The organism is Neobacillus sp. GCM10027624, assembly GCF_042675345.1.
In the GTDB taxonomy this organism is placed as follows: Bacteria; Bacillota; Bacilli; order Bacillales; family Cytobacillaceae; genus Neobacillus; species Neobacillus cucumis_D.
On sequence record NZ_JBHTHD010000002.1, the window covers coordinates 283,850 to 306,539 of the forward strand.

Annotated in this window: 19 protein-coding genes and 1 pseudogene; 3 read left to right on the forward strand and 17 right to left on the reverse strand. The window is 37.6% G+C overall.

What is annotated here, in order from left to right; all coding sequences use genetic code 11:
• Nucleotides 1-65: 65 nt before the first annotated feature.
• The 7 genes from ACFQZ9_RS01425 to ACFQZ9_RS01455 form a co-directional block, all read right to left on the reverse strand.
• Nucleotides 66-1,061, reverse strand: a complete 996-nt coding sequence (locus tag ACFQZ9_RS01425) for a zinc-dependent alcohol dehydrogenase family protein (protein ID WP_498941980.1) — start codon at nt 1,059-1,061, stop codon at nt 66-68.
• Between the two features lie 122 nt (nt 1,062-1,183).
• The gene (locus ACFQZ9_RS01430; RefSeq protein WP_498941981.1) at nt 1,184-1,723 is read right to left on the reverse strand and encodes a CBO0543 family protein; all 540 of its coding nucleotides are present in this window, start codon (nt 1,721-1,723) and stop codon (nt 1,184-1,186) included.
• 94 nt (nt 1,724-1,817) lie between these two features.
• The gene (locus tag ACFQZ9_RS01435; RefSeq protein ID WP_498942584.1) at nt 1,818-2,261 is read right to left on the reverse strand and encodes a TetR/AcrR family transcriptional regulator; all 444 of its coding nucleotides are present in this window, start codon (nt 2,259-2,261) and stop codon (nt 1,818-1,820) included.
• Nucleotides 2,262-2,496: 235 nt separating this feature from the next.
• Nucleotides 2,497-3,033: a sugar O-acetyltransferase gene (locus ACFQZ9_RS01440; protein WP_498941982.1), complete on the reverse strand. Its 537-nt coding sequence runs from the start codon at nt 3,031-3,033 to the stop codon at nt 2,497-2,499.
• Nucleotides 3,034-3,220: 187 nt separating this feature from the next.
• Complete coding sequence (locus tag ACFQZ9_RS01445; RefSeq protein WP_498941983.1) at nt 3,221-3,679, reverse strand: CBO0543 family protein; 459 nt, start codon at nt 3,677-3,679, stop codon at nt 3,221-3,223.
• Nucleotides 3,680-3,860: 181 nt separating this feature from the next.
• On the reverse strand, nt 3,861-4,358 hold the full coding sequence (locus tag ACFQZ9_RS01450) for a hypothetical protein (protein ID WP_498941984.1): 498 nt from the start codon (nt 4,356-4,358) through the stop codon (nt 3,861-3,863).
• Nucleotides 4,359-4,829 (reverse strand): hypothetical protein, encoded by a 471-nt coding sequence (locus ACFQZ9_RS01455; protein ID WP_498941985.1) that lies wholly within the window; start codon nt 4,827-4,829, stop codon nt 4,359-4,361.
• A gap of 278 nt (nt 4,830-5,107) precedes the next feature.
• Between ACFQZ9_RS01455 and ACFQZ9_RS01460 the strand changes: the two genes are divergently transcribed.
• On the forward strand, nt 5,108-6,103 hold the full coding sequence (locus tag ACFQZ9_RS01460) for a YvdQ family spore coat protein (protein ID WP_498941986.1): 996 nt from the start codon (nt 5,108-5,110) through the stop codon (nt 6,101-6,103).
• Nucleotides 6,104-6,219: 116 nt separating this feature from the next.
• Here the strand turns inward: ACFQZ9_RS01460 and ACFQZ9_RS01465 are convergent, their stop codons facing one another.
• The 4 genes from ACFQZ9_RS01465 to ACFQZ9_RS01480 form a co-directional block, all read right to left on the reverse strand.
• Entirely contained in the window at nt 6,220-6,678 is a 459-nt protein-coding gene (locus tag ACFQZ9_RS01465; RefSeq protein ID WP_498941987.1) for a hypothetical protein, read from the reverse strand.
• A 181-nt stretch (nt 6,679-6,859) separates the two neighbouring features.
• Complete coding sequence (locus ACFQZ9_RS01470; protein WP_498941988.1) at nt 6,860-7,954, reverse strand: Ger(x)C family spore germination protein; 1,095 nt, start codon at nt 7,952-7,954, stop codon at nt 6,860-6,862.
• Nucleotides 7,951-9,048, reverse strand: coding sequence for an SLC5/6 family protein (locus ACFQZ9_RS01475; protein WP_498941989.1), 1,098 nt, complete (start codon nt 9,046-9,048; stop codon nt 7,951-7,953). The genes ACFQZ9_RS01470 and ACFQZ9_RS01475 overlap by 4 nt, the downstream gene beginning before the upstream one ends.
• Nucleotides 9,049-10,413, reverse strand: a complete 1,365-nt coding sequence (locus ACFQZ9_RS01480) for a spore germination protein (protein ID WP_498941990.1) — start codon at nt 10,411-10,413, stop codon at nt 9,049-9,051.
• A 99-nt stretch (nt 10,414-10,512) separates the two neighbouring features.
• On the opposite strand from ACFQZ9_RS01480, the pseudogene ACFQZ9_RS01485 reads away from it, so the two are divergent.
• Nucleotides 10,513-10,836 (forward strand): annotated as a pseudogene (locus tag ACFQZ9_RS01485) (hypothetical protein); the annotation flags it as partial.
• Between the two features lie 166 nt (nt 10,837-11,002).
• On the opposite strand, the gene ACFQZ9_RS01490 reads toward ACFQZ9_RS01485, so the two are convergent.
• The 3 genes from ACFQZ9_RS01490 to ACFQZ9_RS01500 form a co-directional block, all read right to left on the reverse strand.
• Nucleotides 11,003-11,194, reverse strand: coding sequence for a hypothetical protein (locus tag ACFQZ9_RS01490; RefSeq protein ID WP_498941991.1), 192 nt, complete (start codon nt 11,192-11,194; stop codon nt 11,003-11,005).
• 421 nt (nt 11,195-11,615) lie between these two features.
• The gene (locus ACFQZ9_RS01495) at nt 11,616-14,651 is read right to left on the reverse strand and encodes an efflux RND transporter permease subunit (protein ID WP_498941992.1); all 3,036 of its coding nucleotides are present in this window, start codon (nt 14,649-14,651) and stop codon (nt 11,616-11,618) included.
• A 287-nt stretch (nt 14,652-14,938) separates the two neighbouring features.
• Complete coding sequence (locus ACFQZ9_RS01500; RefSeq protein ID WP_498941993.1) at nt 14,939-18,571, reverse strand: fibronectin type III domain-containing protein; 3,633 nt, start codon at nt 18,569-18,571, stop codon at nt 14,939-14,941.
• Nucleotides 18,572-18,774: 203 nt separating this feature from the next.
• Here ACFQZ9_RS01500 and ACFQZ9_RS01505 point away from each other — a divergent pair, with 203 nt between their 5' ends.
• Nucleotides 18,775-19,203: a DUF2383 domain-containing protein gene (locus ACFQZ9_RS01505; protein WP_498941994.1), complete on the forward strand. Its 429-nt coding sequence runs from the start codon at nt 18,775-18,777 to the stop codon at nt 19,201-19,203.
• 140 nt (nt 19,204-19,343) lie between these two features.
• On the opposite strand, the gene ACFQZ9_RS01510 is transcribed toward ACFQZ9_RS01505, so the two are convergent.
• From ACFQZ9_RS01510 to ACFQZ9_RS01520, 3 genes are all read right to left on the reverse strand, one after another.
• The gene (locus ACFQZ9_RS01510; protein ID WP_498941995.1) at nt 19,344-20,897 is read right to left on the reverse strand and encodes a solute symporter family protein; all 1,554 of its coding nucleotides are present in this window, start codon (nt 20,895-20,897) and stop codon (nt 19,344-19,346) included.
• The gene (locus tag ACFQZ9_RS01515) at nt 20,894-21,235 is read right to left on the reverse strand and encodes a DUF485 domain-containing protein (RefSeq protein ID WP_498941996.1); all 342 of its coding nucleotides are present in this window, start codon (nt 21,233-21,235) and stop codon (nt 20,894-20,896) included. Before ACFQZ9_RS01515 ends, ACFQZ9_RS01510 begins: the two co-directional genes overlap by 4 nt.
• Before the next feature lie 514 nt (nt 21,236-21,749).
• On the reverse strand, nt 21,750-22,589 hold the full coding sequence (locus ACFQZ9_RS01520; protein ID WP_498941997.1) for a GNAT family N-acetyltransferase: 840 nt from the start codon (nt 22,587-22,589) through the stop codon (nt 21,750-21,752).
• Nucleotides 22,590-22,690: the final 101 nt, after the last annotated feature.

The following is a 22,690-nucleotide window of genomic DNA, read 5'->3' on the forward strand; positions in this document are numbered from 1 at the left end:
ACTTCTTTTTGTTTAATACCATAATATTTTCTTCTCTACTCTTAAAGGGGGTAGTTCGCTACTAATTACCATTCATTTATCAATACAATTTTTCCAATTGCCTTATTTGATTCTAGCAATGAATGTGCTTCTTTTACTTGATCAAAATTAAAAGTTCTTTCATCGACTAACGGCTGAAGTTTCCCTTCCTCTACAAGATTCGAAACTTCTCGCAAGATTTTCCCGTATTCCTGCCTTTGCTCTTTATTCATTACTTTTAAAAGCATGAAGGTAATATGTAGGGATAGTGCCTTTGCATGGAGGGGAGACAAATCATGCGATGAGCGTGCTGCGATTGCTAATACAGTTCCATAAGTGGCAGCAGCTTGAAAAGACCGATCAAGATTTTCGCCACCGACCGTATCAAACACAATGTCAAAGCCTTTTCCAGCTGTGTGTTCCTTTACGTACTCATCTACTGTCTGTTCCCGATAATTAATGGCCACATCTGCACCCATACGCTTTCCAATGCTTAACTTTTCCTCAGATGAAGCCGTAGTGAACACTTTTGCACCAGCTAGCTTTGCTAGTTGAATTGCAACATGCCCCACCCCGCCTGTGGCTGCATGAATCAGTACCGTTTGTCCGTTTTGAACATTTGCACGATTATAAAGTGACTCCCATGCAGTAATGGTTACTAAAGGAAGTGCAGCTGCTTGTGACATCGTTAAATTTTTTGGTTTAGGAGCTAGAAGCTGTGCATCCGCAAGCATATATTCAGCTAGGGCACCTCCTGTTCCTTTAAAACCACCTGCGCAACCAAAGACTTCATCACCGGCCTTGAACTCGGTTACTCCTTCTCCGACATCTACAACAACTCCTGCTACATCGCCGTGTAACACCGCTGGAAACTCTGGTGCAACTGCTGGTACCGCTCCGCCACGAACCTTTGTATCAATCGGATTTACACTTGTTGCTTTTACTTGAATAACAACATGCCCAAAAATTGCTTCTGGCTTAGGTACCTCAGCAATTTCAAAGACAGTTGGATTTCCAAATTTTTTAATCACCTGTGCTTTCATTTGTTATCACACTCCTCCCCTATCATTTTACACCAAATCTTTTTAATTTTTAAAATAATATGAACTTTTAAATGTTTAAGTGCTCAATATGTTTCGTTAATAAAGTCTAAATAGCGATTCCTTTATCTGGATTTATAAATCGGAATTTGAAAATATATGATCAAAAAGACAGTACATGCAAAACAAAGTAACCAAGCCAAGAGAGGTTTAGTATGATGGAGACGCAAACCAATGAACATGAAAACCCAGACTATACTTGACCACCAAAAATTCCAACCGTGATGGTAGGTGATAAGATGTGCAAAGAAGAAAATAGCTTCAACGATGTTGTATAAAATAAACCACAGTAAAATATAAACAAATTGCCTATACCACTCTTTTCTATACGGGTATCTTGAAAGATAGATCAAGACCATTGGGGAAAAACAAGTAAATGCAATCATAAAATCTGCTATTGTATGGTTTGGAATAAGTAGTGAGCCATGGAAAGTCCATAAAGGGTAATCTTTCAAAAGATTTGAAATAAAAAAGTCCACACTTAATATAAAAAGTATGGTTGGATAATATTTCTTCCAATTTTTCCAATCACCAAAACGCCAAGCTAAAACTAAGTAGATAATGGGAAGCATCATCCTTATATAGGAAACAATTGTGTGTAACATACTTTTAACCCCAATCTACAAAGAAATAGCTCTGGTTATCTTTACTGTATGAAGGTTTTCTTTATGATATTTTCCCAATCTTTTTTGCAATTATTTATTGGTTTATAGGCTTAAAATCAATCCCATACATTATAAAAGGGATTAGTGATTTGATAAATTCTTCTGGTGGTACCCCTGTATTCCTTCTCCATTCTACAGATGCTCCGTAGATTCCCCAACTTAACATAACAGCCGTTCTCTTTTGTGCTGGATCTTCTTCAATTGACCTTCTTTTTAACAACAATTTGTAAAAAATGATTTCTAGTTGTTCCCTTATAATGCGTGCTATGGTGTCTTCGTACCCACTATGGCAACGATTGGATAAGGAATTTTGAAAGTTCGTAATGGCTAAAAAGATCCTAACAATCACTTCTTCATTTAGTTCATCTTGCTGAACCTGATCAGCATTTAAATTAATCAACAGGACTTCTGATAATACCTTTTCTAATAAGTCATATTTATCCTCGAAATGATAATAAAACGTCGCACGGTTGACCATAGTTGACAAAGAACTCTCACCAAATCGTTATCAAGTGAAGGAAATTCTGGGAGAGTTGTATTTTACAACTACTACGAGTTTCGATAGGGTATTTACTATAGGAAAAAAAGAGTGGCTTTGTCGCCACTCTTCTTCTAGTTTAAATATAGAAAAAAGAACGCCGCATAATTATCTTCTATAAAAACACCCGTTACTCAAGTGCAATATTTCACAATCCTTCTTGGAACATTAGCACTTAAATACTTTTCAGTATCTTCGCTGGATTTCCCGCCACTATTGAATTAGTAGGTACATCTTTCGTAACAACAGATCCAGCAGCAATAATTGAATTATTACCAATAGTAATCCCAGGTAAGATCACACAACTGCCACCAATCCATACATCATTTCCTATTATTATGGGAATTGCATAACCACTTTTGTTTCGATCTTTAGGTTCAATTGAATGACCAGCCGTATATAGTGCAACATTAGGACCAATCATACAGTTGTCACCAATCCTTACTTCTGCCATATCTAATATCGTACAGTTATATCCAGCATAGAAGTTGTCTCCAATGTAGATGTTGTATCCAAAGTCACAGTGGAAATTATGCTCAATACTCGGATTTACTCCGACACCTCCGAGTAATTCCCTTATAATTTCCTCTTTTCTTTCTGAATCTTCGATTGGACAATTGTTAAGCTCTTGAACAAGTTTATGGGCAATAATATTTTTCAACCTTAGTTCATCCGTACCTCGTTCGTAGTAGATTTTCTCTTTATCCTCCATATCTAGTCTCCTTTCCCGTTTTTTCTTAAACGTCACCATTAGTTTAAATGGATAATTTTCCAATAATTTCAATTAGATAAAAGCAGGTAATTAAATGATATACTGATGTACTGATAGAGTCGAACATTTATTCATCTACCAATTCGAAAACATATTCGTCCTAGATTATGAATTGCTTTATTATGGACTATTTGGACAATGTGGCAAATGAATTTCGTTTGCTTACCCAATCACCGCAAAGATAAATAATTATGTAAATTGGAAATGAATAAATGTATTCCCAATTTTCCATCGTATAGAATCCTAACCGTTCAAAAAAAGGTTCGCCTATAAACGAAACAATTGTGCTATAAACTATTGCTTTTTTTAAAGGGGATATATGAGGTTTTATCTGCATTAATATTGTCATGGTCACAGGAATCAAACTAAAATCCCAAGTTATATAGGAAGGTAGAGTGGGTATTACCTTTCCTGAGTAATACCACAAACCAAGGGATACTCCAAAAAAGTCTAACCATGAACTAATAATTAGGATAAAGAAAAAGGACAGCATAAAACGTGCATATGTTTTTTTATTGGTTACTATTAACCATATTATCCAAGGAACGATAACTAATGTAAGGGATAGCCACCAATCCCAATGCAAAAAGGTGTGTTCCTTCCAAAAACTAAAATATTTATCATTTGCCTTATCTATCTCTTTGTAGAAATCTTTAATTATTTTTTTCTTGTTGATTCAAGCAATGCCCCCCGTTATTTAATTTTACTTCTTAATTGTTTTATCAGTTCCATTACCACAAAATTCACTATAATTGCTTCAGAGATATTCAGGTCAGTTTTCTGTCACTATTACTCGTAATGAATACATAATAAAGCCCTGTTAATGTTTGAGTAAGCAGGAATATTGGAAAAGAATACGATAATTGAAAATTGTTTTGATAAGTCAGGATATGAAGCAGTGTAAAGATCCATTGAACTGCAATCCCAATAATGGACCATACAGTAATATAAAAGATAAACGTTACTTTATTAATCCGTAACACCTTATAAAAATACATGAAAAAATAACCAGATGGTGCAAATAATGAATAATAGAAAACGTCAAATAATTCATAGTGATTCGTATCATTTTGCTTGTAAAAATCTAAGATGCCGCCACCAATGGTAAAATCAAACAACAAACCTGTTGTTAAACCTGCAAGTACGCTTATACAAGTTACTTCCCTGCTTAGTTTTTTCGGTAAAAACAACAAGAATAAGTAGCCGATCACATTCATGACAATAAGCGAAATCTCATTTAGGCTAAAGTTGCCGATCCAAATCATTTAATTTTTCGCTCCTTTTAAAACGAATGAGCTGTAACAAGATAGAATAAAAAATCCTAATAAGTGTAAAAAGACGTAGTATAGATAATCATAGACCAAATTCCATTGATGGAAAGCGACCACATCAAATTTTAGTAAAACCATTTTAATTAAAACTAATATAAATGAAGAAATTAGGATCGCTATACCTTTCTTTAACACTGTCGAGTTTCTATATATACTATTTATGCCAATTAATATAAAGAAAGGAGTGATAAAAGTGCGATGAATAATATATGCTGTATAATTTAGTGGAACGGTAGAATAGGTAATATATTTTAGTTCATCATTTGTGATCCAACTCCGGTTAATATCAAAAATAAATATACAAAAAATGAGTGCGGAATTTTCCATTTTTGAATATGGTTTTTTCATAGCATAAAATACCGCAATACCTAACCACGCTATGTATACAATTATTGATAATGCCATCGGAAGTCCACCTCTATTTTTATCATCACTCATAGTTAGGCTTTGATTCAATAAAAGGATTTATGCACGATTAGATTTAACACTTGCTAAAATAGTTTGTAGTAGATGGTTTCGACATTCCCCTGATTTTATCCCATTTAAAAATTACCCCGTAGTTTAGGTTCAACTTCCACTCACTCTCAATCATCAGGCTAAGGAATTTTTATGTTTTGATTGGACATTATAAGGATAAGTGAATTAAAAAATTTACATTAAATAAAACTTAGAGGGGTTAGAAAATGAGTGGAGTTCCCATTACTTCATCAGAATTAGCAAATTTATGGATGACGTATCAAGAAAAAACCATGATCATGAGAATGTTGGAGCATTTTATCGAACATGCTGATCAGGAAGAAAAACCACTGTTACAAACTCATTATAATGATGCGGCTAAAGCCATCAAATATATTACAGAACTATTCGAACAAGAGGGTGCTGTTATTCCTATTGGTTTTACAGAAAGTGATGTAAATAAAGGGGCTCCAAAGTTGTTTGATTTCCTCTACGATATCTTTTATTTGAATATGATGACGAAAATGGAAATGAGTCTTTTTACGTTGTTTTGTGGTATGTCCTATCGGAAAGATATAAATGAGTTTTTTATCAATATAGCAGCAGAAGCCCAAACGATGAACTGCAAAGCAGCACAACACCTTTTAGAAAAAGGAGTTTTGGTGCGTCCGCCTTTCGTATCAATGCCTAAAGAAGTGCATTTTGTAGAGGGAAAAAAATATAGGGGTGGCCTCAATCCATTCCGTGAAACTAGATCCCTAAATACGATTGAAGTATCTCTAATCCACCATGCCGTTGAAACAAACCTTGTAGGAATGCAACTAATGATTGGATTTGCCCAAGTTGCTGAGAATAAGGAAGTGCAAGATTACTTTGTACAGGGAATGGAATTGTCCAAAAAAATTGAAATGGAGCTAGGTGATTTTTTACGCCAAAGTTTTATTGAACCACCCGCGACTCATGCTGGTAAAGCAACTGCGTCAAAAATCACACCATTTTCCGATAAATTGATGATGTATAACACCAGTTTGTTAGCTACATTTGGGCTTGGAAGTAATGCTTTAGGAGGTGCATTTAGTTTACGAAATGACTTACCAGCAAAAATGTCTCTCCTTTCAAAAGATATTTTTAGTTTTGCTCAAGGGGGAGGAAAACTAATGATTGAAAATGGCTGGATGGAAGAACCTCCACAGATCGAGGATCGGAATCAATTAACAAAATAATCGTTTTATATGGAAATCTACCTTTATCTCTATACTAAAACAATGTGATTCATAAAATGACAACCTGATCCGTTGGTCGAATCGGAAAAATGCCTTGCTTAAGAAGCAAGGCATTATTAGTTCATTTTTTCAATTTTACGTATCCCTTTATAATGTGCCAATAAAATGAAAAGTAGAATTGGGTCGAGTATTAGCGAATAAATAAATTTCCACCAACCGTAATGAAAGTATCCCCAAGGTTGTTGTAACGATAATAATTCATAAACCAAAATAAATACCACCCAGATACCAATATAACCAATTCTTTTATTCCAGGATTGATTAAAGGGATACCAGTTTAAAAATATGATACACACAGGTGGTATTAGTACCGTATATACTAATATATTTGTCCAATCGATTCCTTTCCAAAAATACCAGTACCCATTTGTTTTTTCATCGATAAAAATATCGAATAAAATTTCCAATATCATTGAAAATGCCCAACTATGAACGATTTGATTTTTGGTCAGTCGTTTATTCATTTTATAAGCAACAGTATTGAAAATAATAATGGAAACAAAAAATAACACCATTACATACAATTCCCCTAAAAAATTCTAAATATTCTTCTAGTTTCCCTTATATTATTAGAAATAATACCCATTTCTTTTTGAAGTAGCAATCTAAATATTTAACAATGGTACCCGTTAATTAAAGGACAACTAAGTTCAGTAGAGTATGAATTTTTTCGAGTCAAACCCTACTATTAACCATTTAATACATCGAACCAGTGCCTTTTAATCTTATTTCTGAATTCACATGAAATTCTAGGGTGGGATAAATATCCCCCCATGTATCTGAAACATTTTTAGTCAAACCATTTTTCGCTTGAAATTTTAGTCCAAGGCCAAGTGGATCTACTTTTAGCTCCTGTAGATGTACAAGAAATTCTTTTACTCTCGTGCTTATTAATATAGATGCTCTTTTTTCATACTCTTTTATGTCGCTTAAATGATGAAGACTTTGTTCGGACTCTTCCACAAATCCCTGGATTTTGATTTGGACATCTACGTAAGGTTTTCCATTTTTGGGTGTTACAATCTTCATTTTCGTTTTTGTATGTTCAGCATTAACGAAGAACTTATCCTTCCCTTTCCCAACATTAATAAGTGTAGTTTTATTTGGGTTTAACAGTTCATTTAATAGTCTTGTTTCATTTCGATTTAATTCAGCTTTTAATTTTTTCCCTTTTAATACAACTGATGAATTAATTCTAAAGGATCCTTTAATTGGTTCAATAATCGGTAAATAAGGATCTATTCCATCCTCTCTTAGTCTCATATAGTAATCATTAAGAATTTCAGATATTACGTAAGGAGAATTATTTGTAACCTCATTAAAAGACAAAATTAAGGCATTTGAAGGCAATCTCTCCGATTTCACTTTCCAGGAAAGGACTTTTTCTGCTGAAGGTTTTCCAACTGCAACATATGAGATACCTTGTATATCAGGACGCTTAATAAACCATTTCATCAAAGACAATTGGTCATAATTCAGAATGTCTTTATCTAGAATTAACACCCTACAATGTCCAAAATCTAATTTTTTATCTACCATTGATTGGATTACTCTAATGGCTTCAGGAATTGAATTTGATTCCCTAGCTATGGTTTGGAATTCTGATTTTCCTGGTTCGACCTGTGCTGACGGGATGGCTAATTTCACGATCACACGGTAAGGTTTTTTTTCATCCTGTGATTTACCAATTCCAATGGCAGTCACAAAGAACCGTTTGTCAAGATCATTAAACTGACACCCAGTCAAAAAACATGTAGAGATGACTAGAATGAATATGAAGCAATACTTCATGTTTTTTGCCTCCAAGATAAGAAAAATACTAAACCGACTAACATTAACTCCGCAGGAAAACGGATATTTAACCAGATCTTAATGATATAAAAAAATTCTCGTTGATTCGTTATTGTTTGGAGAATAACAGTTAAAATACCAAAGCAAATTAAGAAACCGAGAGAGTAGAATTTTCCTCTACTCTTTTTGTTTTTTTGCTTAGTTTTAAAAATAAACATTCCCTCTAATAGTTTTAATCCAATATGCCATGTTAATATTCCAAACAAGAGGATGAGTAAAAGGTACAAACAGAGGATTAAATATAGAACACGCTCAATGAACCCAAATTCCATTCTTAAAGAATCCGTGATAAATATCCAGGGAAACACAACATCATTTACTCCATTAACTCCTAAAAAAGCAATTGGAATAAAAAATGTAGAGGTAATCACAAGAAATGCAATGATAGGAAGAGTCCATAGAAACTTTACAACCCGTTTGCAATCAATGTATCGATTAATAATGGCCAAATTAATATAACCGATAAAAATATAAGTGGCAGCAGAGATGGAGCTAAAACTAGGCATTTGCCATATATTGTGAAGCATTTTAAAAATATGTTCTGTATAAAAATATTTACTTGTAAAAGATTTAAATAAAATAAAAACCACCAAAGGAGTAGCGGTTAATACGATTATTTCAATTAGAAATAATATAGAATCTGTTTTTTTAGTTGCCCCGAAAATAATAACTAAAAGCAGAAAAGTAAGTATGACTTTCAGGTTCATATCTGGATTAAGATATAATTTAATCACATAACTGTATGAAATAAGTGCAAAGGCTCCAGCAGCCATCCACATGATTCCTAAAAATGCTAAATAAGGGTTGCGAATAAAGGCAGGTAGCTTTTCGTGAAAAACTTCCGGTAATCCTTTTTGTGGAAATTTACTCATCGCAATGGTGAATAAAAAAACAAAAAGGCTGCCAATTAATAAACTACAGAGAATCGACATAATAATTCCATCAAAGCGATCCTGAATCAATATCGATGGTACGTTTATAATGATGTTTAACATCATGGTTAACATAACCGTATAGAAAAAATGACGAACCAACTAGTTATGACCCTCCTTTGGATTCTCGGTTATGGACTCTATTTTCTCAGTAGAACCCCAATAGATTGACAAGAATGGAGTTCCAAAACTCCGTAGATCGACTAATATACAAAGAGTAACAATTATTCCACCTACAAGACCGACCAATCCAAAAATAGAAGCTAGTAACATTAATGGATACCGAATACATCGAATAGCAAAACTCATTGCGTTAATGGGGATGGTGAAATTTGCAATTGCTACAAAAGCTGTGACGATAATCATAATGGAACTTACAAGTTCTGCTTGTTGGGCAGCCTGCCCTAAAATAAGTCCACCTACTGTTGTTGCAGTTGGTCCAATTGCTTTGGGAAGTCTTATACTCGCTTCGATTAGCATTTCCACTGCTAACATCATGAAAATAACTTCATAAAAGGAAGGATATGGAACACCAGCCCGACTGCCAGCAATGGTTAAGGTAAGCTGGGATCTCAGTATTTCAGGATTAAATGAAGTAATAGCAATATATAATGCAGGCAGGAGTAGTGTAATAAGAAGTGCTGCATACCGCACAACTAGCATGAGTTTCTTTACCCAAAAGGCATGGTACATATCATCCATGGAAGACATGAAATCAAAGAAGATGGCCGGGAGACATAATGTAAAAGGAGTCCCATCAATTAAAAGGACAATTTTCCCTTGGGAAAGATTTATTACTGCTCTATCAGGTCTTTCTGTAATCATAATGGTTGGGAATAAATGAATTTTCCCCTTTGTTAATGCGTTATCTAATTGGCCGGCAGCTTGAATTACATCCATATCAATCTTGCTAAGACGCTTCTTTAATTCTTCTAAGACCTTGAAATCTGCATAGTCAACATCATACAGTAAAGCGATTTTGGTCTTTGATAATGTTCCTACCTCTTGATATTCCACCATTACCTTATTAGAAGGATACCTTTTTCGAATTAATGCAATATTTGTATGTAGATCCTGAGTAAAAGCTTTTTGTGGCCCCTGTACAGACATTTCAACAGTCGCTTCTTCAGGGTTGTTATTGACTATACGTAAGACCTTATATGAATAGATAGAATTAGATATAAATACGAGGACATTCCCGTCTAGGATAAGACTCTGAAAATCTTCATTTTGCTGAATTTCTTTACTTGTTGTTAAAGACAATAGGTGTAAAAGATATTTGCTTTCTCTTTCACACATCATCAATGGCTGAATAATATCGCTCTTAATTTTTTCTGCATCACATATATCTTGAAGATATACCAAACTTATTTCTTGATTGAAATATTCAAATGAATGAACAATTAAATCACTTGTATCTTGAAGTTCTTGCTTCAAATTATGAATTTTTTCCTTCTGCCTTCTCATAAATACGCACCCCTACATATCTTCCACTGAGCTAAACCAAATTATGCTAATAATGGAATGCTAAATCAAATCGACTTCCATAGTCATTGTTTTCCAAAGCAGGGGAATTTTAACACTATCATTATGTTAAGTTTTCACGGGGACACAAAAAAAGCGATTGAACAAGCTAATTATCAATGGTTGATGTTCTATCCATGTCAGTATTTCTTTGCTATGTGGGATGCGTTCAAGGATTCAGGGGGAGGAGAAGATAAGCATGCTTTCCTTCCGTTTGTATTTTCAGCCTTTTTTGTAACTGTTGGATGTATTTATTCATCAAATCTTCGCTTATTTGGGATTTTATTTGGACCTGTTTGGCTTCCAATGTTATTTGTCATACCGGGATTATGCGTAGGTTTCATAATTAAGAAATGGATTAAATAAAAATTTTTAAATCAACGGGGGCGGATCGCCCCAAATATTTTTATACTTACAAACGTTCTGTTTTGTGAGAAAGAATAAAAGACCACTTTTTCAGCAGTCTCATGTTTTCCTATTGACCGTTTGTGAACATGATCCTTTTTATTGCACATTATTTCGATATGGCTAATTACTTTCCCCATAAGAAATCTAGGAAATCTAAATACTCGTTCAATTGTTCAGTACTCATATTGTCTAAATTCCTAGGTCTTAAACCAAACTCATTTTCACTTTGTTTAATAAATTCTCGGTAGGTTTGAGTATTTTTAGATTCCGACTCAATATCACAAATTCGACGGTCCAAATTTTTTTTGGCTAACATTGTCAACCTCCTTTTACCTGCATATTCAACAAATTTCCACACTTATCCACTTCATGTTTAGCTTTGTCCATAAGATAATTGACTCTAGTTTCCTCCCTTATCTTTCTTGAAGGCGCCGATTTCAAACTTTTAACAACAGAATCTATTATTATCGTGTTATAATTTATCATATTAATTTAGAAAACTTTGGAATGGACAGGTTAATCAGATGAAATGCGGATTTTATCAGCGCCATGTTCGTTCACTCCAATCTAGCAAATCCAGGTATTCACTTTTGTTCCCTTATCATCTAAGGCAATAGGTGCCTCATTTAATTTTTTTACCCTCCATCCAATAGTGGCTAAAGGGCATAAAATAGGGCGTAAAAAGAGAAGTGCGATCAAACACTTCTCCCCCCTACTTCACTCCATCATTCAAAATTCTACGACACACCTCTTGTTGTGGTGGACGCGACTGCTTCCTTCTTCCTATTTAATCTCGTCTTAATTGACCTCAAAATATGATACGTTGTTGGTACAATCACCAAGGTTAACAAGGTCGAAGTTAAGAGTCCTGAAATTACGACAATCGCCAAAGACCTTGAGATCAATCCACCTTCACTGGAGAGAGCTAAAGGCAACAGCGCACCAATCGTCGCCAATGCTGTCATCAAAATTGGGCGAATTCGGGTCTTCCCTGCCTCAAGCAAAGCAGCTTTGATCTCCATACCCTTCTTCTCGTTCTGCTTTACTCTCTCCATTAACACAATTGCATTTGTCACAACGATTCCGATTAACATCAAGAATCCAACCAGTGCCGGCATCCCTAAAGCCTGCCCTGTTAGATACAATCCTAGTAAACCGCCCGAGAACAAGAACGGCAGAGAGGATAGAATCGCCATCGGCATGACCATATTTCCAAATGCCACCAGCATCACGATAAACACAAGCACAACCGCAACTGCCATTGCAATGGTCATATTGGTGAATCCTTCATTCATCGCTTGCGCCTGGCCTTCGGAATGATAGGTTATCCCTTTTGGCAAATCTAGCGTCTTAAGCCGCTTCTCTACCTCCGCTTGCACGCCTGAAGAGTTATCAGTGGTAATCCGGCCCGAAACCTGTACATATTGCTGCTGATTTAACCGGTACAAAGCTGAAGGACTAGGCTGCTTCGTAAGTGTTGCTACATCAGAAAGACTTACTTGATGCCCCATCGGATTACTCATTCTCTGACTCAAAATATCTTTAATAGAGTCACGTGAACCACTGTTCAATAACAGATTAACACTTGTTGTTTTCCCTTCAACTTGCATATCTCCCACATGATCGCCAGCAATCAGCTCTCTAACGAAGCCGGCCACCATAATCGGACTCAACCCTTTTTCAGCAGCTTTCTGATCATTAATTGACAACTGCAGCTGTTCCTTCACACCAGAAAGATTCGACTCGACATTTTCTAATCCCTCTACATCCTTGATTTTATCAACAATCTTTTTCCCAGCGGTCTCTAAATCTTTGGCATTGCCACCCTCTACTATCAGGGCCAGACCGCTTGTTCCGACAATCCCGACAGGAGCCAGTGCCACCTGCATCTGATCGTCCAAGTTTTCCACCTTAGATCGGACATTCTTTTCAAAATCATTTACTTGTTTCTTCGTCACATCATCCTTTAAATCGATGGAAAAACGAATAAAGTCCCCGCTCACAATCGTTTGTGCATTTTTAATATTCTTTTCTTCAGATAATATCTTTTCTACTTTCATTGCCAGCTCATTGGCTTTTTCCAATGAGGTTCCATCGGGTAATTCCCCGGTTAATCGATAGGAAACGGCTTTTTCCTGTGGTAAAAAGTTCTTCGGAATCATCGGTACCAAGGCGAGCGAGCCTGCAAACATTACCACCGCAAGCACAATCGTCACGGCCCGACGATTTAATACCCAGGACAAAGTGTGCTTATAGGCTTTTTCAAACCAGGATTCTTTCACCTCTTTGTGCTTAATCCGCAGCAAAAATAATTTCGCTAACAATGGCACGACGGTCAAAGAGACAATCAAAGAAAACGCAAGCGCGACGATGACTGTGATGCCAAACGGTGCAAAGAATCGGCCAATAATCCCTGGTACAAATGAAAGTGGTCCGAACACAGCAATCGTTGTCAGAGTGGATGAGGTAATTGCTCCACCCACTTCTTTGGCAGCCGTCAAAACCATCCGCTCATCCCGTTTAGGACTAGTCAGGGTCCGGCGGTAGATATTTTCAATGACAACAATCGAGTCATCAATCACCCGGCCGACAGCGACGGCTATTCCAGCCAAGGTCATCATATTTAAGCTGTAGCCAAAATATTTCATCGTCACCATCGAAGCCAGAATCGATAATGGAATCGAAAGCACAGCGACAACGGTTGCTCTGATATTCCGTAAAAACAAGAATGTCACAATAACCGCAAACAATGTACCTAGCAACACCTCGCGAAGCATCCCATCGACCGATGTTTTTACTTCTTTGGAGGTATCATATAATTTGGTTAAAGTATAGCCAGCTGGAAGATCTAATTTTTCCAGTGCTTCCTTCGCTTTTCCCACCAATTCAACGGTATTGGAACCAGGTTGTGCTTTCATTTCCACCAAAACGGCTGGCTTCTCATTCAATCGGGTATAAACCTGTTCCTTTTTATTGCTATAAGAAACATCGGCAATCTCCGACAATTTCACGTTTTCAAGTCCATTAGGACCTTGAGCCAAAATTTGAATATCTTGAACATCCTGTACAGAATCGAGCTTGAAATCTGCCAGTACATTCAAGGTTTGATCATCAACATTGATCTGCCCGGCAGGAAACGAAAAATGATGTGCTAAAAAGGTTTGTTTGACGGTCTCATAAGAAATCCCGTACTTCTTCATCTTTTTGGGATCAAGTTTAACGGCCACTTCTTTTTCAGTCTCGCCATTGAAATCAATGGTTCCTGCTCCGTCGATTCCAGTTAAGGCAGGCTTGATGTGTTCATTGATATATTGTGTCAGGTCGGATTGACCCGCTGTTTCTGAAGAAAGCGCAAACTGAAAGACCGGCATGGCAGAAGGACCGTCCTTTAAGATCTGAGGTTTCTCGGCACCTTCCGGCAACTTGATCGTAGCGACAGCTGTCGTCACATCTTTCTCAGCTTCCTCCATGTCCTTGCTCATTTCAAACTCGAGAATCCCGACAACCACATTGCTGTGAGATTCAATATAGAGATTATCCAGTTTCTTGATTCCCGACAGCGTCGTCTCAAGTGGCTTTCCTATATCCTCTAATCCTTGTTCCGGCGTAGCACCAACATATGGAACCTGTACAATAATATAAGGGATGTCGACATTCGGCATCGACTCCATCTTCATCGTTTTGACGGAATAGATACCACCCACGATCACCAATAGCATGGCGATAAAAATAACCCCTGCGTTCTTTAAAGAAAATTTGATCCACGACTGCATAACTTATTTCCCCTCCATTACGATCTTTAAGACTTCCACATTTCACCAGTTCCCTTTTTCATTATAGGTTCTCCATCGATCCTTAAGCCTCGGGCGGGTGTTGTAAAATTCCCTACGACTAGAGACCTAGAAACATTTCCCAACTAGAATTAGTGTAATGCCTGCGAATCACAGTGAATAGTGAGGATAGTCATTTAAAAAGTCATAGGAATGGAGGGGAAAGCCCCTTTTCACATACATAAAAAGCGCCAATCATTTTATTCATGATTAGCGCCCTTTTTTATCTTTTATAACTTATAAGAAGCAATGGTTGTATACGAACTGTAAATCTTCTTTCCTCTGACCACTTTATATGCCCGAACTTTATAATAGTACGTTTTGCGTTTTGTCAGGGATGAGTTTTTATAGCTCGTGGTTGAAGCCGAAGTGATTGTTTTGATCCTAGCGTAAGTACCGGTTTTATTGGTGGACCGGTAGATTTCGTATCCAGATGCTTCACTTACTTTGGACCAAGATACTTTTATAGCTGTGCTGCTTGCTTTTGCAAGCGAGATTTTTATTGGTGCAGCCAAGACTGGTTTTGCACTCGCAATGTTTGAGTACGTGCCGTAGACCTTATTGCCGGAAACGACCCGATAAGCTCTTACCTTATAGTAATAAGTCTTTCCAGAAGTAAGACTAGTATTAGTGTAGCTGACGGTGCTGCTACTAGTGCTTGTCTTAATAGTGGAGTACGTTCCGGTTTTTGAGGTGGCCCGGTAGACCAGGTAGCCGTTTGCTCCTGAGACAGGTTTCCAGCTTATTTTCACTTTGTTGTATCCAGCTGAAGCTGCCTTTGCGGCCGTTCCCGACAGCACCGGCATCCCATTGACGATTCCCGAATAGGTACTATAGTAATTTTTACCAGAGATAGTCCGATATGCCCTGATCTTATAATAATACCTTTTTCCTGTCAAAAGGCCGCTGTTCGTGTAACTAACGGTGCTATTGTCAGTAATGGTAACAATTTTGCTGTATGATCCCGTAACGGAGTAGGCACGGTAGATTTCGTACCCTGTCGCCTCGGGTGATCGGTTCCAGGACAGTTTCATCTTGTCGTAGCTGGCCACGGCCGCTTTGGCTGACACACCTAAAATGATCGGGTTTGCACTGACTACAGTTGAAAATTCACTATAATATTTGCTGCCATCAAGTTCCCGGTATGCTCTGATCTTATAATAATAGGTTCTTCCCGGCAGTAATCCAGTATTTAGATAACTTAAGGTGTAGCTTTCCGTGATGGTTGTAACCTTGCTATACGCACCATTGCTTGAATCCGCCCGATAAATTTCATAGCCTGTCGCATCCGCAGATTGTCCCCAAGTTAACTTCACCTTATCGGAACCAACCGCAGCTGCTTTCGGGTTGGTGACTCCCGCAAGGTATGTCCTCCCACTTACGAGCTTGGAATCCGGGCTGTCAATTTGCCTTCCATCTACCATCCGATACGCCGTTACCTTGAAATAATAGGTTTTTCCGGGTGTCAAACCAGAGATCGTATTCTCCGTCGTGTCCGCACTGATATAAGTTCCATAGAAATATTCATTTGGCGAGTCTGTCCACCACACGCTATAGCCATCAGCACCGTTTATCGGAGACCAAGTTACCTTTGCATAGTCTAAGCTGGGTTTGACCACGATATTTTCTACCCGATCCGGAATTTTGGCAAATTTGCCGTAAAGGATCTCATCTGACTTTACAGGGTCGGAAAACGAGTACAAATTTTGGAATTCCTGATCCTTATACCAATTTAGGAACGCATATCCCGATTTTACTGGCGGTTGAGGCTCACTGACCTTATCGCCGTACTTGTAGGTTTCTGTCCATAGTATAGAATCTCCATCTCTATACGTTACGGTATACGAGTGAACCGTGTACTTTGCTTTAATATATAAATTATCCCTGACATTTATGAAATCAGTATCCCAGCCGTCAAAGGTCCGGCCCTCATGTACCGGAACCTCAGGGGCAGTCGCAGACCCTCCATCGATGACCTCTTCGCGTTTTAAAACGGTTCCATCGTAATCTACAAACGTTACAGTATATTTAGCTGTAATCGTGACGACAAAAGTTGCCGTGAGCCCATCATAGGTGACCTTAAGTGTCTCCGTCTGATTTCCCGGCGAATTCGAATCGAATCCCGTCACCATGTCCTTCGTCACATCGATCACTTTTGAGTTTCCGTGGTTTGTTTTTACATCGAGCTTTGCACCCGTTAGGTCAAGCTCTTCCCCTTCAATATACTTTAGCTTTTCAGGGAGAGAAGCGATGGAAACATCAATATTGCGTTCCGATTCAGCTCCTGGTGCCGCACCCAGGGATGGAAAAAGAAATTCAGAATTCGTATCCAAGTGCCATACCGAATTAAAATCAAACCCTTGATAGGTTGCTGAATCTTTCATTTGCTCGAAGGAAAGCCCCATTGTCCCGTCCGTTGTTCCAGTGCCCACTCCTTTGCCCGCTTTGTCCAAATAATAGCTGTTCTCAATGATCCCCTCGTTTTCTCCTACGATACCACCTTTATTTCCTATATAGGTAGAACTAGCAGGCTGAAGCAGACCAACATTGTAAGTATTTTTAATAGAAGTACCAGATCTGGCAATAGCAACAATTCCACCCATATCGCTTCTGGCTTTTAGTGTACCAATATTAAAGCTATTCAGGATTGTCAGACTGGAACTGTAGGAAACAATTCCACCTGAAAATAGCCCTGAAATTGTTCCTGTATTATAGACTTGGCTGATGACGGAACTATACATAGTACCAGCAATCCCGCCAGCGTAACTTTGTACATTTATTTCGCCATTGTTGTATGATTCGCTAATGGAGGAATTAGAGCTTAGAGAACCAGCAATCCCTCCCCCATATGAACTTTGTGCCGTACTAGTGATGTCTCCATTGTTATATGTTTGACCAATTGTGACGGTGTAGCCATCACCGAGGATTCCTCCGCCAATCGATGAACTGGCTGTACCAATTAAATCCCCTTCATTTGATGAATTTTTGATAGAGGAACTTGACGACGCATATCCTGCTATGCCGCCTCCTCGATATTGGTATTGGATATTCCCCTTATTATTTGCATCTGATACCGTGGTGCTTGAAGATAAATAGCCCGCAATTCCACCAGTATATTTACTCTCAGTCGGGTTTAAATCAGCTGTATTGTATACGTTGCTGATTTGCGTCCTGTAGGTTTGTCCAGCAATTCCGCCTGTGTAGCTTTTTCCTTGGATTGTCCCGCTGTTATAGCTATTAGAAATCGTTGAAAAAGCATTGTATACGCTCGAAACATAGCCCGCAACCCCGCCCGCATAGCCATCGAAAAGTGAATGGGAAGCCACGTTCCCGGAATTGTAGCTTCCAGTAATCGTTACATTGTAGCCGTACCCCACTATTCCACCTGCGTACGTTTGTGAGGTTGCCGAATCGAGCGAAGTATTTTCAGCGTCAATCTTGCTGTTTACCATACCAAGATTGAGAATTTTACCATTTTTAACATATCCAAACAACCCTGCATAAATCACCTTGTCCGATTTGATCGACTGATTTAGCCCGATTATTTCATGGCCATTCCCATCGAAAGTCCCAGTAAAGGGTGAGGTATCCGTTCCTATTGGAATCCAGCCCGCCCCCTCATTGTAAAACGCACCATTTTCTGCGGTAGCTTCTGTTAAATCGATATCATTCATGATAATATATTTTCCGCTAAGATTCGTACGGACTGTATTCAGGTCCTCCGCAGTATAAATTGGAATATACCCAACTGGCACCTCTGATTGTTGAATGGCTTCAGCATGTGCTGACTGAATAAGGTTTGCCGGTACACTTCCGAGCATGAGCAGAAAAACCATGAACATCATAAAACTTTTCCTATGCATTTCCCAGACTTCCTTTCAAATCTCTCACTCTAGTAAAATGGAACGATAAAATTCCTATATAAATATTATACTTAAATAAAAAGGATTCTCGTCAATTTTGAATACTAGTAATTTTTACTATTGTGGCTTCGCATGTTTTAAGTTAATACTACGGATAATCCAAGCCAAAAGTATCATAATAAGGAAAAAGGGAATGTGAGACTATGATAAATAAGACAGTTATTGAGGAATTAAACACATTATTAAGAGGTACATATATGGGAATACATGGTTTTGAACAATATATCGAAAAGTTAAACAATCATGATTTAAAAAGAAACTTTCAACAAATTCAGCAAGAGCAAAAGCAAAATGCCCAAAAACTAGCAGAACAAATTCAGAATCTTGGAGGAGTTCCAGCTGACGATGAAGGGGTCTCTGGATCAATGATTAGCTTTATGCATAAATTTATGATCCCTGATAATGAAAGAAGAATCATAGAGGAAGCTATAGAGAGTTTGGACAAATATGGAGTCCACTATTCAGCAGAGCTTGTAAAAGGTGATTTAGATCCTAGCAGTAAACAAATTGCCGATGAAACAATTAATGACAGTCGAAGACATGCTGAACAGCTAAGGCATTTAATTCATTAAGAAATCAAGATGCTAAAGACTTTCATCCTTGTTGGTCATCTCATTTCATATACCTGCACCTTGTGTTGGAGAATCAAACAGCCGGCTATAGCAGCACGGCTGTTCAAGTAATGTGACCGATTGTTAAAAATTTCAACTATTTAATGTTCTTTTGGTACGCTAATTCCAAATCCAGTGTTTGATTTAAATAACACTTCTTCAAAGGATCCTTTTTCCGTCTTCTTCCTAGATGAAAGGACAGTTCCTAAATATGCACCAATAAAACCGAGTGGAACGGTAAAAATAGTTGGGTTTGCTAAGGGAAATAAAGGCGTTCCTGTTAAAATCGCCTTCCCCGCTTCAGGGTTCCAAACATTTGGGCTTAACAAAACAAGCACTACCGAGCTAATTAATCCAACTACCATTCCTGTCACGGCACCCATCTGATTAAAGCGTTTCCAGTAGATTGTACATAACATGACAGGCAGGTTGGCACTTGCCGCAATTCCTAAGGCCAGTACGGATAAAAACGCAACATTTAAATTCTTTGCAACTAATGCTAAAAGAATAGATGCAACGGCTACAATAATAGAAGAAATACGCGCTACTTTCATTTGTTGCTTCTCGTTAATTTTTCCCTTTTTAATAATTTGCCCATAAATATCATGCGCAAAAGCGGAGGCAGACGTTAATACAAGAGCCGAAACAACGGCAAGGATGGTTGCAAAAGCAACAGCGGAAATAAAAGCGAATAGAAAGTCTCCACCTACAGAAAGCGCTAACATTGGCGCGGCCAAATTCCCCGCGGGATTAGCGGCCACAATTTTGTCCCAGCCGACAAAAACTGTTGCACCAAATCCGAGGAAGACAACCATTAGAAAGAACGCTCCGATAATCCAAGTAGAATAAACCACCGATTTTCTTGCCGTTGCAGCATCTTTTACAGTAAAAAAGCGAATCAGCAGATGGGGCAGCCCTGCGACTCCAAGGACAAGTGCCATGTTAAGAGATATCATGTCCAATCCATTGCTGTATTTATTTCCCGGATTCGCCAATTCCGCACCAAATGGACTGGCCGATTTAATATGATGGAACATTTGAATGATGCTGAAGTCAAACTTTGCAAATACTAATAGGGTTAACACAAATGAGCCTCCAAGCAATAGCACGGCCTTTGTAATTTGCACCCAGCTCGTTGCTGTCATCCCGCCAAAAATGACATATATCGTCATTAAGACTCCAACAATCACGACCGCAAGCCAGTAATCGATCCCCAGCATTAAACTAATCAGTCCGCCGCCGCCGACCAATTGGGCAATCATATAAAAAATTGAAATGACAAGGGTACTGGCTGCTGCCGTACCACGAACCTTATTGGATTTAAAACGAGCGGTAATCATATCGGCCAATGTGTATTTACCTAAATTGCGCATCGGTTCCGCAACTAAATAAAGTAAGAAAAGAAAACCTAATAAATTTCCAATACTCATATAAAACCCATCAAATCCAATTAAGGAAATCGCTCCGGTTATTCCTAAAAAGGATGCTGCCGACATAAAATCCCCAGCGATGGCTAGGCCATTTTGTGTTGCGGTAAGTCCTCCTCCAGCTGTATAAAAATCACTGGTACTTTTGGTTTTCTTTGAAGAGAAATAAGTAATGGCCAATGTTAATGCAATAATTCCGATGAATAGTAAGATTGAAAGTGTACTCATCCACTAAGCTCCCCTCGATATTTATGTAAAATAGCCTTCGTTAAATTATCATACTTTTCTGATTTTTTTACATAAATAAAACCGCATACCCATACAAGTAAGAATTGTAATCCAGCAAAAATCCATGCACCTGTAATCGGTCCAACAATTTCTGTGTGCAGGACCTTCGTGTAGGCCGCTAATAAGGGTAGTGTGAAATAAAAAATAAGAAAAAAGATTGTTGTTGGAAGGATAAATGTTTTTTTCCTTTGGACCAATTCTTTGAATTCTTTCGTTTGAATTAATCCTTCATAAGAGATATTTTTTTGTACAGGCAGTTCTTGAATTTTTTGTTGCATCCTATCACCTCATTTTATAACATTTTTTAAAAGTTTCACTAAATTAACGATACATATTTTTCATGAGATATAACCCTTAATAGTGCCTGATAATCCTCCCTTCATCGCTATTAATAATACATTTCTACTACGGTTGTGTGCGAAACTGTTATACACTCTACAGAATATAGCATACTTGAAAATTTATGTAAATGATATTTTTAAAATTTTTAGAATTATATGAAAATATTATTTTCCCCTAATAATTTGCTTCAATTAAATACAAAAATGCTTCTTTCACTACCTTTATATCAAAGAACAAGGTATTATCGTTGAATTTTTGAAATTAAACGAATGGTCGTTAGATTAATAGAAAGACTTAAAAAACGCTTGGAAAAAAATCCAAGCGTTTTTGTATTTGATTTACTATGTAAAAATTGCTGTTTTTTAATATGACATTATAGGGTGTTATTTCCAATTTCAAATTTAAATATCCCACAAATGCTTTATAACCGCCAAACACATTATAAATAGCCTACGCCTGTGAGGTGATTGGGTGTTTAAAATGTTTAGGAAATCTGATATTGCCAGTATTTCTGACAAATAGGACATTCCCACCTTGGGATTCTCCCATTTGAGCCTCAGCGATTTCAGGAGTATTGTGAAAGACCACTTTTGTGGTTTCATCAGTACTCAACTGACTGATAATATGTAGTAGATCCAACTGTCGCTCAGAGATAACATCATACAGGTGCAGTGTTTCCCCCTCATGTTGGCAAATAGCGAGAGCCTGTTCCTGTTTAAGATAGTAAATATCCTCTGTAAACACCTTCATAGCATAAAAAATCAGCAATTCTTCAGTTCCCGTAGTCCCGAATTGAGTAGCGGGTTTCCTTTTTGCAGCGGCTTCATAAATAAACTTTAAATCTTGGATTTTTGGAGGAAGAGTGTTGCTTTTAGGCTGAATTTCTAAACTAAACAGCGTTTCTCCCATTCTTGCAAAACCGAATTTCGGATAAAAGTCGAGGACTGTGTCGTTTGCGAATAAATACATAACTTCAATATGCTTATAGTCTTCGATCACTTTTTCCAAGAGCAGCCTTGAATACCCGCAATTTCGATACTCTTTGTCCGTCATGACAGTTCCAATTTGAATAGCTGGTACGCTCTGGCCAACAATATCCAACTCAAGCAGGTTAACAGAAACATTGGCAATCACTTTCCCATGATCAATCAGCGAATAAGGTATGTATTTATCCGTCCAATAACCCTCCTTGTACCAATCCTCAAATTCAATTCCAAAGGTTTTCAATGCCAGCTCATTAAAGCTATTCCTTAATACCACATTTTCTCTATATCCCTTAATAAATTCCATTATGCTCTCCCCTTGCCGTTAATCCTATTCTATTGCTCTTTTAATTTATCATAAAGATCAAGTACTAACCCATGTCCCCTTTATAAACAGGAAGATATTAA